The organism is Streptococcus sp. V919 (assembly GCF_054353475.1).
In genome coordinates this window covers 63,677-79,392 of the sequence record NZ_JBTHHY010000001.1, presented here as the reverse complement: position 1 = coordinate 79,392, position 15,716 = coordinate 63,677, and the positions used below count along the sequence as shown (strand labels likewise).

General features: G+C 42.2%; 11 protein-coding genes. 1 reads left to right on the top strand and 10 read right to left on the bottom strand.

What is annotated here, in order from left to right; all coding sequences use genetic code 11:
* Positions 1 to 44 precede the first annotated feature (44 nt).
* The 8 genes from ACXYSK_RS00450 to ACXYSK_RS00415 all read right to left on the bottom strand — a co-directional run bounded on the left by ACXYSK_RS00450 (position 45) and on the right by ACXYSK_RS00415 (position 11,006).
* Positions 45 to 1,793 (bottom strand): ABC transporter ATP-binding protein, encoded by a 1,749-nt coding sequence (locus tag ACXYSK_RS00450; RefSeq protein WP_458624660.1) that lies wholly within the window; start codon positions 1,791 to 1,793, stop codon positions 45 to 47.
* Between the two features lies 1 nt (position 1,794).
* On the bottom strand, positions 1,795 to 3,519 hold the full coding sequence (locus ACXYSK_RS00445; RefSeq protein ID WP_458624659.1) for an ABC transporter ATP-binding protein: 1,725 nt from the start codon (positions 3,517 to 3,519) through the stop codon (positions 1,795 to 1,797).
* A 50-nt stretch (positions 3,520 to 3,569) separates the two neighbouring features.
* Complete coding sequence (msrB, locus tag ACXYSK_RS00440) at positions 3,570 to 4,508, bottom strand: peptide-methionine (R)-S-oxide reductase MsrB (protein WP_458624658.1); 939 nt, start codon at positions 4,506 to 4,508, stop codon at positions 3,570 to 3,572.
* A gap of 229 nt (positions 4,509 to 4,737) precedes the next feature.
* Positions 4,738 to 5,607, bottom strand: coding sequence for a homoserine kinase (gene thrB / locus ACXYSK_RS00435; protein WP_458624657.1), 870 nt, complete (start codon positions 5,605 to 5,607; stop codon positions 4,738 to 4,740).
* A 1-nt stretch (position 5,608) separates the two neighbouring features.
* Entirely contained in the window at positions 5,609 to 6,895 is a 1,287-nt protein-coding gene (locus tag ACXYSK_RS00430; RefSeq protein ID WP_458624656.1) for a homoserine dehydrogenase, read from the bottom strand.
* Positions 6,896 to 7,034: 139 nt separating this feature from the next.
* Positions 7,035 to 7,757: a peroxide stress protein YaaA gene (gene yaaA, locus ACXYSK_RS00425; protein WP_458624655.1), complete on the bottom strand. Its 723-nt coding sequence runs from the start codon at positions 7,755 to 7,757 to the stop codon at positions 7,035 to 7,037.
* Positions 7,758 to 7,802: 45 nt separating this feature from the next.
* Entirely contained in the window at positions 7,803 to 8,213 is a 411-nt protein-coding gene (locus ACXYSK_RS00420; RefSeq protein ID WP_458624654.1) for a peptide deformylase, read from the bottom strand.
* Positions 8,214 to 8,321: 108 nt separating this feature from the next.
* Complete coding sequence (locus ACXYSK_RS00415; RefSeq protein WP_458624653.1) at positions 8,322 to 11,006, bottom strand: cation-translocating P-type ATPase; 2,685 nt, start codon at positions 11,004 to 11,006, stop codon at positions 8,322 to 8,324.
* Between the two features lie 271 nt (positions 11,007 to 11,277).
* Here ACXYSK_RS00415 and ACXYSK_RS00410 point away from each other — a divergent pair, with 271 nt between their 5' ends.
* Positions 11,278 to 12,468 (top strand): cation diffusion facilitator family transporter, encoded by a 1,191-nt coding sequence (locus ACXYSK_RS00410; RefSeq protein ID WP_458624652.1) that lies wholly within the window; start codon positions 11,278 to 11,280, stop codon positions 12,466 to 12,468.
* A gap of 39 nt (positions 12,469 to 12,507) precedes the next feature.
* Here ACXYSK_RS00410 and scrK read toward each other — a convergent pair whose 3' ends face one another.
* Together scrK and ACXYSK_RS00400 are read right to left on the bottom strand one after the other, a co-directional pair.
* Positions 12,508 to 13,395, bottom strand: coding sequence for a fructokinase ScrK (scrK, locus tag ACXYSK_RS00405; RefSeq protein ID WP_414307628.1), 888 nt, complete (start codon positions 13,393 to 13,395; stop codon positions 12,508 to 12,510).
* A gap of 140 nt (positions 13,396 to 13,535) precedes the next feature.
* Positions 13,536 to 15,431, bottom strand: coding sequence for a sucrose-specific PTS transporter subunit IIBC (locus ACXYSK_RS00400; protein ID WP_458624651.1), 1,896 nt, complete (start codon positions 15,429 to 15,431; stop codon positions 13,536 to 13,538).
* Positions 15,432 to 15,716 lie beyond the last annotated feature (285 nt).

The window sequence follows — 15,716 nt, the reverse complement described above, 5'->3', positions numbered from 1 at the left end:
GGCAACTTTTCTTTTTGTTTATTGGATTAAAAACGTTTTACGATTTACTCTAGACTAAAGGCTGTTGCTTTTTGCATTTGATAGTATTTGCCTTTTCTCGCCATGAGTTCCTGATGGCTACCATGTTCGACAATATCTCCATCCACCAAGACAAGAATCAAATCAGCATCCTGAATGGTTGACAAACGGTGGGCGATGATAAAGCTTGTCCGTCCTTTCATGAGTTTGGCAAAGGCATCCTGAACCAGAACCTCGGTACGGGTATCGATGGATGAGGTTGCTTCATCTAAGATAAGAATCTTAGGAATGGCTAGAAAGACACGAGCAATGGTTAAGAGCTGAGCCTGACCGACAGACAAGGATTCACCTGCATTTTCAAGCTTGGTATCATAACCCTGTGGCAACTGCTGAATAAAGAAGTCCGCATTTGCTGCCTTAGCTGCTGCAATAACCTGCTCTCGACTTGCTCCAGGATTTCCAAAAGCAATATTGTCATGAATGGTTCCTTGCTTGAGCCAGGTTTCTTGAAGCACCATCCCAAACTGCTGTCGAAGAGAAGCTCGGGTATAGTCATAAATCGAATGACCATCCAATAAAATATCTCCAGAGTTAATCGGGTAAAAACGCATGAGGAGATTTATAAGAGTGGACTTACCTGCACCCGTTGGTCCAACGATGGCAACCTTACTACCAGCTGGAATATCAATAGACAAGTCCTTAATCAAGATTTTTTCTGGAATATAGCCAAAGGAGACATGCTTAAAGGAAATAGCTCCCTTGACTTGGTCGCTGTTCAATTCTTTAAGACCAGTTTCTATAATCTCAGGGCTTTCTAAAACAGTATAAACACGTTCTGCACAAGCCAATGCACTTTGCAACTCAGCTAAGACCGATGAAATATCGTTAAAAGGCTTAGTGTACTGCTGCACATAGTTCAAAAAGGTCACTAAACGCCCAACCGTCAAAGTAGAACCCGCCATGATGCGCAAGGCCCCAACACCTGCAAGAAGGGCATAAATAAGGGAATTGACAAATCGTGTCGAAGGATTGACTGTTGATGAATAAAAGATAGCCGACTGAGAATAACTTGCGTAGTTGTCATTTGCCTCATGAAGTCTCTCGATAAATTCTTCCTGAGCATTGAAGGACTGGATTATAGTCTGTTGGGTGAGCGATTCTTCTATCAACTGAGTCTGAATCCCCCTAGTCTCTGTCTGCTTTTGAAAGAGATGGTAGGATTTCTTAGCGATAAAGCGTGAAATGACCATAGATAGAGGTGTTAAGAGCAGAACCAAGAGAGTCATCAATAGATGGATTTGGAGCATAGCAAGGATGCTGACCAAAATCATCAAAACTCCTATGAAAAATTGGTTGAAAATCATATTCAGACCCGCTGCCAACTGCTCGATATCTGTCGTCACACGGCTGACCATTTCCCCACTACCTTGTCTATCTACAAGGGAAATCGGAAGACGATGGAGCTTTTCAATGATTCTTTCGCGCAAATCTCTGGTATAGGAGAAAATCAGTCGATTATAGAGGAGAGGATTGGCCCATTGTACCAGCGTATTCCCAATGACCACCAAAATCATCTGGAGGAAAATCTGCCAAAATAGCTGGGATGAACCATCGACTAGGACTTGGTCAATCACCTGTCCTATCAAGATTGGTAGATAGATCGATAGGGCTACCTGAGCAATGGTACCCAAGAAAGCCAGGAAAAGAAGGACGGGATGGCCAGCTAAATCTTTTGCTAATCGTTTAAGGGTTTGACTTGCATGTTTGCCTTTCATTCTAGTCCTCCTTTCCATGTTGGGATGCATTGATTTCACGATAGACTTGGCTAGTCTCCATCAATTCCTCATGATTTCCAAGTGCTAATTGCTGACCTTTCTCTAAAAGAAGAATCTGCTCTGCAATCTTCAAGGTTGAAGTCCGTTGGGAAATCAAGATTAAGCTCGTATTTGGCAAGTTCTCCTGAATGGCCTTTAGAAGACTGGACTCGGTGATGGTATCAAGGGCTGAAGTCGCATCATCCAAGATGAGAAAAGGTGCTCGATGCAAGACTGCTCGAGCGATAGACAAACGTTGCTTTTGTCCACCTGAGAAATTTCGGCCACCCGCTTGGACCTCTGCGTCCAGCTGACCTTCCTTTTCACTGACAAAGTCCTTGGCCTGGGCAATTTCCAAGGCCTGCCAGAGTTCTTGGTCCGAGACTGTTTCTTCCATACCTAAAGTCAAGTTGGAACGGATGGTTCCCTTAAAGAGTTCAACTTTTTGAGGGACATAGGCCATCCAAGAACGCCATTCAGAAAGATCGCGAGGACTACGTCCATCTCGATAAAGGGAAATTCTTCCCTTATCTGCCGGATAGAGCCCAAGTAGGACTTGTACCAAGGTTGACTTACCAGAACCAGTTCCCCCGATGATACCAAGAATCTCCCCCTGCTGCATATCAAAAGAAATATCACTTAGCGAAGGTTGGGCAGCATCTGGGTAGGTAAAGGATAAATGTTCAACTCGTAAGGACTGGTTCGAGGAAGTTTCTTTTTGCGCAATTTCTGCCAGTATATCTTCAGGTTGTTCAGCGAAGACTTCTTCAATCCGCTTGGCAGAAATATAGGACTGGTTGAGTGAATTAATGAGCATAGCTAGTTTTATCAACTCTACCAAGATTTGCAGGAGATAGTTGATTAAGGCAATCAAGGCACCTTGACTGAGCCAGCCTCCCTGGATATAAATATAACCATTCCAGATAATCACCAGCAAAGTTCCGTTGACAATCAAATAGGTCAAGGGGGTCAATAGACTAGACCAGTAGCCTGTTTTCATTTGGATAGCCGTATAAACTTGGTTTAGTACTTGGAAATTCTTGATCTCTCGTTTTTCTTGACCAAAAGCACGAATCACGCGCATCCCTTGTAGTTGTTGGCGCGTTTCCTGAACCAGCTGGTCTGTTTTCTTTCTCAAAATGCTATAAAGAGGATTGACCAAGCGTGATAACACGACAATGACAAAGGTCAAAATGGCAACCATGACCAAGAACCAGAAGGTCAATTCAGGCGAGAGGCGATAAGCCATAAAAATGGCACCGAAAACAATAATAGGCGCCCTTAAAAATAAGCGCAAGAATTGATTAATACCTGTTTGAATCTGATAGGTATCTGAAGTCAAACGCGTCACCAAACTCGAAGTTGTCAAACGGTCTCTACTATCCTTAGGCAAAGAGAGAATATGACGATAGAGGTCATTGGTCAACTCCTTGGTAAATCCGACAGCTGCCTTGGCTGAGTAAAACTGAGCAACTAAGGCAACTAGGACGCCAATAACTGCAAACACAAAGAGGAGTCCCATTTGCATCCAGAGGTGACCCTGATCTTTTTGAGGGATAGATTGGTCAACAATCCCTGCTATTACCATGGGAACCAAGAGTTCAAAAACAGCTTCTAGCAGCTTAAACAAGGGTGCTAGGAAAGACTCTTTGATGTAGGATTTAAAGTAAGAAAGTAAGTATTTCATAAGTCCCTTCTATTTTCAAAATGAAGAAGGTGGAAAAACCACCATCTTTTTTACTTGTTCAAATACGGAAGTAGGTAGCCATAACCAGCCTCTTCCATTTCATCCTTAGCAATGAATCGTAAAGAAGCAGAATTAATACAGTAACGGAGACCACCTAGTTCACGAGGGCCATCTGTAAAGACATGTCCCAAGTGAGCATTTCCTGAACGTGAACGAACTTCGATTCGCTCCATACCGTGACTCAAGTCACGATAATAATGGATCAGCTCTTTAGAAATCGGTCTACTAAAACTTGGCCAACCACAGCCTGAGGCAAACTTATCCTTGGCAAAGAAGAGAGGTTCTCCTGTCGTGATATCGACATAAATTCCTTCCTCAAAAGTTTGGTCGTAGGCATTGCTAAAGGGAGCTTCCGTCGCAGCTTCTTGCGTGACTCTATAGGACTCTGCAGACAGTTGTTCTCGTAAAGCTGCCTGACTAGGTTTTTCATAGTTGGCCGCATCAATCAGTGGTTTCTCAGCATCCCTCACATCAATATGGCAATAGCCTTCAGGATTTTTCTTGAGGTAGTCTTGGTGATAGTCTTCAGCCAGGATATAGTGACGAAGCTTCTCCACTTCTACCGCTATTTTACGACCGATGAGAAGCTCTTGTTCTCGAACGACCGTATGAATGGTTGGCAAATCCTCTTCATCTTGATAATAAATCCCTGTGCGATACTGACGACCACGGTCGTTTCCTTGTTGGTTGACAGATAATGGATCAATGACTCGGAAATAATAAAGCAAGATCTCACGGAGAGATACCACCTTTTCATCGTAGATGACTTGCACAGTCTCTGCGTGATCTGTTTCTTTGATCAGTTGATAATTAGTGGTTTCAACTTGACCATTAGCGTAACCAACACTGGTTTGCAACACTCCAGAAATACGGGAAAAGTATTCCTCTAAGCCCCAAAAACAACCGCCCGCTAGATATATTTCTGCCATTTCAAATCCTCCTTGACCGTCCATCGGTCGCTAAACACGGGAAACATTTCATACTCTTCGAAAATCTCTTCAAACCACGTCGGCTTCGCCTTGCCGTACTCAAGTACAGCCTGTGGCTCGCTTCCTAGTTTGCTCTTTGATTTTCATTGAGTATCAATTCCCATGTTTCATTTTCAAAAAAAGGACAGGAAGCCCTCTAATAGAGAGTTTCCCCATCCTATCGCTATATTTATTTTTCTTCGACGCGAACGCCTTCTGTGTCTACTTGTAAATCATGAAGCTTGCCTTTGAAAGGTTGCTTTTCAAGCTCTGCCTTAATCTTCGGCATCTTGTCAGGGTCAGCCAAGACCATGACAGTTGGACCAGCTCCAGAGAGGTAGGTCGCATAAGCACCATTTTTCTTGGCAACTTTTTTGATGGTCGCAAATTCTCGCACCAGTTCTTGACGGTAACGCTCGTGGAAGAGGTCATTCTCGATAGCTTGGCCAGCTTTGACCATGTCTCCAGTCAGTAGAGCTGCAATAGCTACATTGGCGATAGAACTTGCTGCAACGGCTTCCTTGTATGATAGTTTCTTAGGCAAGACACCACGACTATCTCGAGTTCGCAATTCATAGTTTGGAATATAAGCTAGGAAAGCACACTCTGGAAAAGGCGCAACAACAGCTGAAACTTGACCTTCTACTGAGCTCGCAATGACGAGATTTCCATAGATAGCAGGTGCAACATTATCAGGATGCCCTTCAATCTTAGTCGCCAATTGCAACTTCTCGTGATCACTTAATTTAAGATTTCCTAATTGATTTGCCAGTTCAATCCCAGCAACAATGACTGAACTAGAGGAACCTAGTCCGCGCGCAAGAGGAATATCACTGACCATCTTCAAACGTCTTGGTTGTAGGTCTGGAGCAATTTGTAGAGCAATCTTCAGCAAAAGATTACGCTCGTCACGTGGAATCCATTTGCCTAATTGGTGCTCAATCATCCATTCTTCACGTTCCTCACAAACCTGAATTTCTAGATACTTAGTTACAGCTACACCAACCGAGTCAAAACCAGGACCCACATTGGCACTTGTAGCAGGTACAATAATCTTCATCTTAGTCTCCTAAAACCTTGAAGGTATTGAGGAGTTCAAACTCAGCCACACCCTTCAAAGCTGCTGTAATATTTTCAAGCTGCGCCTTGTTGATCTTATGACTGATAATGACAACACGAGCCTTGCCTTCTTGCTTACCATCTTGAAGGATTTGCTTGAAGGAGATATCTTCTGCATTAAAGAGTTCAGCCAATTTCAAGACTTGACCTTTTGAATCTGGTGCCAAGATTGAGAAATAGTAGTTAGCTTTGACATCTTCTGGCTGAGCCAAAACAAGGTTACGATGATATTCGTTAAAGGCTTTTCCAATGGTACCGTCATTCAAACGACGAACGATACGAACGATATCAGCTACGACACTCGTTGCTGTTGGTTTTTGTCCAGCCCCTGGTCCGTAGTACATAGACTCGCCGATACCGATAGATTCCACAAAGACAGCATTCATGACACCATTGACACTTGCAAGTGGGTGAGCTTTAGGAAGGAAGGTTGGAGTAACCTCAGCAGCGATTCCAGAAGCTGTTTCTTCGATAGAACCTACTAATTTAACCACATACCCAAGATCTTGGGCAACTGCCACATCCTCTGGAGTGATATTGCGGATTCCTTGATGGGCAACATCTTCAAACTTAACATTCATCCCAAAAGCAAACTGGCTAAGGATGACCATTTTGTAGGCTGCATCAATCCCGTCAACGTCATTAGTTGGATCACTTTCAGCAAAGCCAAGTCGTTGGGCTTCAGCAAGGGCATCTGCATAGGACCAGCCTTCTTCTACCATTTTGGTCATCATGAAGTTAGATGTTCCATTGACAACACCAAGAACACGTGTGATTTTGTCTGATGCTAGTGAGTTAACCAAGGTACGAAGGATTGGAATCCCTCCCGCTACAGCTGCTTCATAGTAAAGAGCAACATTATGAGCTTTGGCAACTTCCAATAACTCTGCACCATGAACAGCCAAAAGGTCCTTGTTGGCTGTCACGACATGCTTCCCTGCTTCTAAGGCACGAGTAATAAAAGTTTTAGCAGGCTCGATACGTCCCATCAACTCAACAACGATTGTGATGTCTTTATCTGACAAGATTTCATCGATATTTGTTACAAAATTAAAATCATTTCCTGCTTCAAGCAAGCGTGCTTTCTCTTCATCGTCTTTGACCAAAACCTTGGCTACTTCAATTTCTGAATGTGCTGCTTGAACGATTTTTTCCCCATTTTCCTTTAGCAAGAATGGTACACCACTGGCTACTGTACCAAATCCAAGTAAAGCAATCTTAACTGACATGTTCGTCTCCTCGAAATTTTCTAATAGTCCTATTATACCAAAATTGTGCGAAAATTCCTACCATTCTAAACTAAAAATAGAAAGGCCAAATCCTAAAAAGCCTGCCCCGATACAACCTAGGACAGACGCTATTTTCAATCTATTTTACAAAAACCAATTCCTTGTCACTAGACAGATCATTTCTATAGTTAAAACCTGCAAAGCTAAGCTTTTTGATCTCTTCTACCGAAGTTACCTGATTTTCCATCAAGGCTGTTAAGAAGGCGCCTCTAGCTTTCTTTGAAATGGTTGAGTGGATTTTTAGTTTTCCATCTTTGTCTTCCATAAACTTGAAGGTCACCATTTTCTCTCGGATTTCTTTTGGAAAGACATTTTCAAACTCCGAAGACAAGAGTGAAAAGATGCAATCTTCCTCCTTCACCGATTCTTCATAAGCTGACTGCCAGTGACTTTTCAGGCTTTTCCCAGCGATTTTAAGTTTCATCAAAAAGTCTAGTCTGTGAGGTGCAATCGGTGAAAATGCTGGAATGACACCATAGAAAGCAGACGTTATCATGAGGTGTTTCTCCAGATAGGCTTGTTCAGCCTTGGTTAGATTGTCCCGTTTGATGTTGCGATACATAAGTCCATCAAAGAGTTGCAAAGCAGGATAAGAGTTTGCAGTTCCATTTTTTAAAGCTTGGATGCGTTCATACTCTTCTTGTGCTTTTTCAGCAGAAATTTTATAAAAATTTTCCAGTTCTTGGGCAGAATATCTAGCTAATTCATCCAGAACAGCCTGACTATCAGTACGTAAAGGTCTAGCCTCTAAACTAGGGATTTCAGTATTCATTTCTTTTGCGGTTGGGATTAGAATTTTCATAGTCTTAGTGTAGCATATTTTTCTAGGACTACCAAGGATTTAAGTCTAAATAATGCGACCTTCTAAATGGTCGAGTTCATGCTGACAGATCTGAGCCGGAAAGCCTATCAGGGTAATAGTCTGCTCTTGCCAATGAATATCTCTGTAGCTTACGGTAATTTTTTCATACCTGGTTGTCGGTCTTACACCCGTCAGAGACAAACATCCTTCCTCGGTCTCGTAAGGCCCTTCAAAAGACTTGAGAACCGGATTAAACATAACCATGGGAATCATGCCAATATTAAAAATAATCACGCGCTTTTGCACCCCAATCATATTGGCTGCTAGTCCAACACAGGTTTCACGATTAGCCAGCAAGGTGTCTTGCAAATCCTTTGCTAGGGGTAAATCCTCCTGACTAGCAGGCTGGGATACCTGTGATAAAAACATCATATCTTTGACAATTTTCTTTTCCAACTACTATTCCTCCATCTTTATCATTCCACTTGATTATAGCATAAAATCTATCTCTGTTTGTCAAATATAAAAGCAAAAAAGCCATCCGAAGATGACTTTTCATAGTGCTTAAATGGCGTTTTTATCTTTTCCAAGTGCGCGTTGGATTGCTTTAACAATTTCAACAAGAACAACAATCAAGAGTGAACCTACAATAACCGCCATCCATTGAGTCAAGCTCAAATGGGAAACGTGGAAGAGGCTGTTAAATCCTGGAACCACAATCGTAGCCATCAAGAGGATGAAGGCAACTGGGATTGACCAGTTAAAGGTTTTGTTCTTGAAGAGTCCAACCGTAAAGATTGATTGGTAAACAGACTTGACGTTAAAGGCATGGAGCAATTGGATCAAACCTAGAGTTGCAAAAGCCATAGTAAGGGCATCTGCGTGAATCTCAGTTTGAACTTGATGCTCTGGGAAGAGGATTGCCCAACCATAGACACCAAGAACCAGCATGGTTTGGAAGATACCTTGATAAAGGATAGCTCCGAAGACACCACCGTCAAAGAAGTTAGACTTGCGTCCACGAGGTTTGTGGGTCATCACGCCTGGCTCAGCTGGTTCAACACCAAGGGCGATGGCTGGTAGGGTATCTGTTACCAAGTTAATCCAGAGAAGATGTACTGGTTGTAACACATCCCAACCAAAGAGGGTTGCAAAGAAAATGGTGAATACCTCAGCCATATTGGCAGACAAGAGGTATTGGATTGATTTTTGGATATTTGAGAAGACCTTACGTCCTTCTTCAACTGCTACGATAATGGTTGCGAAGTTGTCATCAGCAAGGACCATATCAGAAGCTCCCTTAGAAACCTCTGTACCAGTAATCCCCATACCGATACCGATATCAGCTGTCTTAAGTGATGGTGCATCGTTGACTCCATCACCTGTCATGGCAACAACTTTACCTTCTTTTTGCCATGCTTTCACGATACGAACCTTGTGTTCAGGTGATACACGAGCATAAACAGAGTATTGTTTGAAGACCTTTTGGAATTCTTCATCAGAGAGTTCATTCAACTCAGCTCCAGTGAAGACATGGTCTTCAGTATCATTTGGATCAATGATTCCAAGACGTTTGGCAATAGCTTCTGCCGTATCTTGGTGGTCACCCGTGATCATGATTGGACGGATACCCGCTTCCTTAGCGACACGGACAGCTTCTGCAGCTTCTGGACGCTCAGGGTCAATCATGCCGACCAAACCTGAGAAGATGAGGTCAGACTCAACAATTTCAGATTCCAAAGTTGGAATTTCGTTACTTGTCTTATAAGCCATCATCAAGACACGAAGGGCTTGTTTAGCCAAATCTTTGTTGGTAGCAAGGATAGCTTTCTTATCTTCATCCGTGATAGGACGAACTTCCCCATTGACTTCAATACGCGTCACACGTTTGAGCAATTGGTCAGGGGCACCCTTAACAGCGATAAAGTAAGTACCGTCTGCTTCCCTATGAATCGTAGACATGAGCTTACGTTCTGAGTCAAATGGCAATTCTGCTACACGTGGCTCATCCTTCAAAACTTCACGAACGTCAAAGTTGTGATCCAAACCAAACTGTACAAGAGCTGTCTCCGTTGGATCTCCAATCAATTTACCAGATGGGTCCACCTTTGTATCATTGGCAAAGTTCATGATGCGAAGCGTATTGTTGTTCGCAGTAATTTCAGCTGCAGAACTTTGCAATTGACCCTTTGTATAGACTTTTTCAACCGTCATTTGGTTCATGGTCAAGGTACCTGTTTTATCAGATGCGATGATTTCTGTTGAACCAAGTGTTTCAACGGCTGGCAATTTACGAACGATTGAATTACGTTTAGCCAGAGTTGTAGTTCCCAAAGAGAGAACGATGGTTACAATGGCAGGAAGACCTTCTGGAATCGCCGCAACCGCAAGGGCTACTGCAACCATCAAACCTTCTAATGGATGTTCCCCACGGACGAAGACACCAACCAAGAAAGTGATAATCGCAATCACAACGATTAAGTAAGTCAAGGCTTTAGATAATTGTTCCAAGCTTTGCTTCAATGGTGTTTCTGTCTCATCGGCATTGGCCAACATATCTGCAATCTTACCAACTTCAGTATACATACCAGTGTTAGTCACGACACCAATACCACGACCGTAAGTTACGTTTGAGTTTTGGTAACCCATATTAACGCGGTCCCCAATACCAGCATCTGCTTCTACCACTTGAGTAATATCTTTTTCAACTGGTACAGACTCACCAGTAAGAGCAGCTTCTTCGATTTTAAGAGACGCCGCTTCCAGCAAACGCATATCGGCCGGCACCACATCTCCAGCTTCTAGCAAGACGATATCCCCAGGTACCAATTCTTTTGAGTCAATCTCAATGACATGACCGTCACGACGAACACGGGCCATGGGGCTAGACATATTTTTTAGTGCTTCAATCGCTGCTTCTGCTTGCCCTTCTTGGTAAACACCAAAGGCTGCATTCAAGACAACAACGGCCAAGATGATAATGGCATCTGTTAAACCATCCATCCCTTCTGTAATCACAGAAAGTGCTGCCGCCGAAAGCAAGATGATAATCATCAAATCCTTAAATTGATCCAGGAATTTAGCTAGCAGGCTACGTTTTTCGCCCTCTTCTAACTCATTACGACCATAAGTCGCTAAGCGTTCTTGAGTTTGAGCAGTTGACAAACCTTCGACAGATGAATCCAGATTCTTTAGGACTTCCTCAGAAGATTGCGTGTAAAACAAATCTTTATTTTGTTCTTTTGACAAAACAGTCTCCTCCTTTTTGGCCTCTTTTTACAAAAAAAGAGACTTGTTTTTTTAAAAAAACAAGTCTCGCTGTTTAATATAGTGCCGGAAATAATTCGTAATGACGACACTATCGCGGTTAACCGCCAGCTACTCCCTTGAGTAGTTCTATTATATCAGAATTTCAAAAGTTTTCAAGTTTTGAGGTGTAGTTAACTTACTTCCCACATTTGAATTTTCCTTGGAAAACCAGTATAATGAAAGAATACTAAAATGCTAGAAAGGGAGTTAGATGAATCAATCGGTTTCAAACTTAAAATTAGCTGAGCGTGGTGCCATTATCAGCATTTTGACTTATCTTTTCTTGTCTGCAGCTAAGCTAGCGACCGGACACCTCCTCCATTCATCCAGTTTGGTGGCTGATGGTTTTAACAACGTTTCAGATATTGTTGGAAATGTTGCCCTTCTAATCGGGATTCGTTTGGCCCGCCAACCGGCAGACAGAGACCATCGCTTCGGTCACTGGAAAATCGAGGACTTGGCAAGTCTCATCACTTCCATCATCATGTTTTACGTTGGCTTTGATGTTCTACGTGACACCATCCAAAAAATACTCAGCCGAGAGCAAACCGTCATTGACCCACTTGGTGCGACGTTGGGAGTCATCTCTGCAGTGATTATGTTTGGAGTCTATCTCTACAACACTCACCTCAGCAAGCAGTCTAAGTCCAAGGCCCTCAAGGCTGCAGCTAAGGACAATCTGTCAGATGCCGTGACATCTCTTGGAACTTCTATTGCTATCCTGGCTAGTAGCTTCAACTATCCAATCGTGGATAAGTTGGTCGCTATTATCATTACTTTCTTTATTCTTAAAACTGCTTATGACATCTTTATCGAGTCATCCTTCAGCCTTTCTGATGGTTTTGATGAACACTTGCTTGAAGATTATCAAAAGGCTATCATGGAAATCCCTAAGATTAGTAAAGTCAAATCACAACGCGGTCGTACCTACGGTAGCAATATCTATCTGGATATCACACTTGAGATGAACCCAGACCTCTCTGTTTTTGAGAGTCACGAAATTGCGGACCAGGTTGAATCTATGCTGACAGAACGCTTTGGTGTCTTTGATACTGACATTCACATCGAACCAGCACCGATTCCTGAAGATGAAATTCTTGATAATGTCTATAAAAAATTGCTCATGAGAGAGCAATTAATCGACCAAGGAAATCAACTGGAAGAGTTACTGGCTGAGGATTTTATTTATATCCGTCAAGATGGACAAGAACTAGACAAGGGAGCCTATAAGGCTGAAAAAGAATTGACCTATGCTATCAAGGAGCTTCATTTAACTTCTATCAGTCAAAAGACTAAACTCATCCGCTATCAAGTCGGTGATACCATTCATACCAGTATCTGGCGTCGTCACGAAACTTGGCAAAATATTTTCCATCAAGAAACCAAAATAGAAAAAGACTAAAGAAAGAGGCCGGGATAAATCCCGACCTCATTTTTTTGCTTATTTTGCTACACTCTTAGCAAGAACGAAGTTTCCAAGTGTTGCTGAACCATTGCCAGCTACAGCTGGTGTTACGATATAGTCACGCACATCTGGAACTGGTAGGTAACCATTGAGAAGAGCTGTGAATTTTTCACGTACACGATCAAGCATGTGTTGTTGGGCCATAACCCCACCACCAAAGACGATCACGTCTGGACGGAAAGTCACGGTCGCATTAACTGCAGCTTGAGCGATATAGTAGGCTTGAACATCCCATACAGAGTTGTTAAGTTCGATGTTTTCACCACGAATTCCTGTACGAGCTTCCAAACTTGGACCAGCTGCCATGCCTTCCAAACATCCTTTGTGGAAAGGACAAACACCCTTAAATTCTTTTTCCTCGTCCATTGGGTGTTTAGCGACATAGTAGTGACCCATTTCAGGGTGACCAACACCACCGATAAACTCACCACGTTGGATAACACCAGCTCCAATACCTGTACCGATTGTGTAGTATACTAAGTTTTCGATACGACCGCCGGCATTGTTACGAGCTACCACTTCACCGTAAGCAGAACTGTTTACGTCTGTTGTGAAGTACATTGGTACGTTCAAAGCGCGACGTAGAGCACCAAGCAGGTCAACATTTGCCCAGTGAGGTTTTGGTGTAGTTGTGATAAAGCCATATGTTTTTGAATTTTTATCGATATCAATAGGACCAAATGAACCGATTGCTAGTCCTGCAAGATTATCAAATTTTGAAAAGAACTCGATCGTTTTATCGATTGTTTCAATAGGAGTCGTTGTTGGAAATTGTACTTTTTCTACAACGTTAAAGTTTTCATCACCGACAGCACAGACAAATTTTGTACCGCCCGCTTCCAAGCTTCCATATAATTTTGTCATGATAAACCTCTTGTAATTGTTTTTTCTATTATAGCATATTTCCAGAAGGAAAGTTGCTCAATATTTTAGTTTTTCCTCTGTAAATTTTACCATTCAAGCAAAAACGAACAAACATGACATTTGTTCGTTTTTTTGATTTATTAAGCTTTAACTTCGATGATTGCATCACCCTTAGCAACTGATCCAGAAGCAATTGGATTTACTGAAGCAAAGTCTGCAGTGTTTGTTACGATAACCATTGTTGTGTTATCAAGACCTGCAGCAGCAATCTTAGCTGAGTCAAATGTTCCAAGAACATCTCCAGCTTTAACCTTGTCACCTTGAGCAACTTTATGGTTGAATCCTTCACCATTCATTGAAACAGTGTCGATACCAACGTGGATCAAGATTTCAGCTCCGTTAGCTGTTCTTAGGCCATAAGCATGTCCTGTTGGGAAGACAATTGTCACTTCAGCATCAGCTGGTGCGTAAACGACATCTTCACTAGGTTTTACAGCGATACCTTGTCCCATAGCTCCACTTGAGAAGACTGGATCATTCACATTTGAAAGAGCAACGACATCACCAACGATTGGTGTTTGAATAACACCTTCGCTCGGTGCAACAACAGCACCAGTAACTGCTTCTTCAGTCAAACGATCTGTTTCAGCTTCAGTAATAGCACCTGCAGCTTCTTCTACTTCATCTTCATAACCAAACATGTAAGTAAGAGCGAAACCAAGTGCAAATGATACAGCTACCATAAGAAGGTATTGTAGAAGTTGTCCGTTACCAATGTAAAGCATTGTACCAGGGATGATTGTGATACCATTACCAGTACCAGCAAGTCCAAGGATAGATGCCAATCCACCACCGATTGCACCAGCAATCAATGAAAGGAAGAATGGCTTACGGAAACGCAAGTTAACCCCGAAGATAGCAGGCTCAGTAATACCTAGGAAGGCAGAAAGAGCAGCTGGGAAAGCAAGTGTTTTAAGTTTAGGATTTTTAGTTTTCACACCAACGGCTACTGTCGCAGCACCTTGAGCAGTCATGGCAGCTGTGATGATAGCGTTGAATGGGTTAACATGGTCAGCAGCAAGCAATTGAACTTCAAGCAAGTTGAAGATGTGGTGAACACCTGATACGACGATTAATTGGTGAACTCCACCAATCAAGAAACCACCAAGTCCGAATGGCAAGTTAAGAATAGCTTTTGTTCCAATGAGAATGTAGTTTTCAACAACGTGGAAGACTGGTCCGATAACAAACAATCCAAGGATTGACATTACAAGGAGTGTTACAAACGGTGTTACCAAGAGGTCAAGTACATCTGGAACAACCTTACGAACTGCTTTTTCAAACTTAGCTCCGACAACCCCGATGATGAAGGCTGGAAGAACTGAACCTTGCAAACCTACAACTGGGATAAATCCGAAGAACTGCATTGCAGTTACTTCACCACCAGACGCAACAGCCCAGGCATTTGGAAGTGAACCAGAAACGAGCATCATACCAAGAACGATACCAACAGCTGGGTTACCACCGAATACACGGAAAGTTGACCAAACAACCAAACCTGGCAAGATAATAAAGGCAGTGTCTGTCAAGATCTGAGTATAAGTTGTCACATCTTCTGGAAGTGTCATTCCAAGAGCAGTCAAGAGACCACGAACACCCATGAAGAGACCAGTTGCTACGATAACAGGAATGATTGGAACGAAGACGTCACCGAAAGTACGGATGGCACGTTGGAACCAATTTCCTTGTTTAGCAGCTTCTGCTTTCATTTCAGCTTTTGTTGAAGTTGGCAAACCAAGGGCTACGACTTCATCGTACATCTTGTTTACTGTACCAGTACCAAAGATGATTTGGTATTGACCTGAGTTAAAGAAAGCACCTTGAACTTTTTCCAAGTTCTCGATAGCATCTTTGTTAATTTTCGCTTCATCTTTAACCATAACGCGAAGGCGAGTCGCACAGTGCGCAACACTGTTAACGTTCTCACGTCCACCTAAGGCTTCGATGACTTTTTTTGCAATTTCTGTATTCGTCATTTGCAAAAATCTCCTTATAAAAAATTTGTAAAATGTTTGAAAGCGATTTTATCCGCCCTACGCATATAATTCTATCATGTTTTTAAAATATGTCAAGCGTTTTGCAGAAAAAATTTTAGCATTTTGAATTTTTTGATTGTTTTTGATGTTTTTGAAATAAAACAAGCAATATTTTACCTATTATTGTGAGGTTTTTAAAGATTTTTTTGCAAATTCTTTCATTTTTTCATTTATTTTCATAAAATTCTTCAAATAGTTTCTGTCAATCGTTTGACATTTTTTTCT

What these genes read in the sequence shown, in the direction of transcription:
- yaaA (WP_458624655.1), bottom strand. Translation starts at nt 7,757, where the DNA reads ATGAAAATTCTAATCCCAACCGCAAAAGAAATGAATACTGAAATCCCT.
- scrK (WP_414307628.1), bottom strand. Translation starts at nt 13,395, where the DNA reads ATGACAAAATTATATGGAAGCTTGGAAGCGGGCGGTACAAAATTTGTC.
- msrB (WP_458624658.1), bottom strand. Translation starts at nt 4,508, where the DNA reads ATGGCAGAAATATATCTAGCGGGCGGTTGTTTTTGGGGCTTAGAGGAA.
- thrB (WP_458624657.1), bottom strand. Translation starts at nt 5,607, where the DNA reads ATGAAGATTATTGTACCTGCTACAAGTGCCAATGTGGGTCCTGGTTTT.
- ACXYSK_RS00445 (WP_458624659.1), bottom strand. Translation starts at nt 3,519, where the DNA reads ATGAAATACTTACTTTCTTACTTTAAATCCTACATCAAAGAGTCTTTC.
- ACXYSK_RS00400 (WP_458624651.1), bottom strand. Translation starts at nt 15,431, where the DNA reads ATGACGAATACAGAAATTGCAAAAAAAGTCATCGAAGCCTTAGGTGGA.
- ACXYSK_RS00430 (WP_458624656.1), bottom strand. Translation starts at nt 6,895, where the DNA reads ATGTCAGTTAAGATTGCTTTACTTGGATTTGGTACAGTAGCCAGTGGT.
- ACXYSK_RS00410 (WP_458624652.1), top strand. Translation starts at nt 11,278, where the DNA reads ATGAATCAATCGGTTTCAAACTTAAAATTAGCTGAGCGTGGTGCCATT.
- ACXYSK_RS00450 (WP_458624660.1), bottom strand. Translation starts at nt 1,793, where the DNA reads ATGAAAGGCAAACATGCAAGTCAAACCCTTAAACGATTAGCAAAAGAT.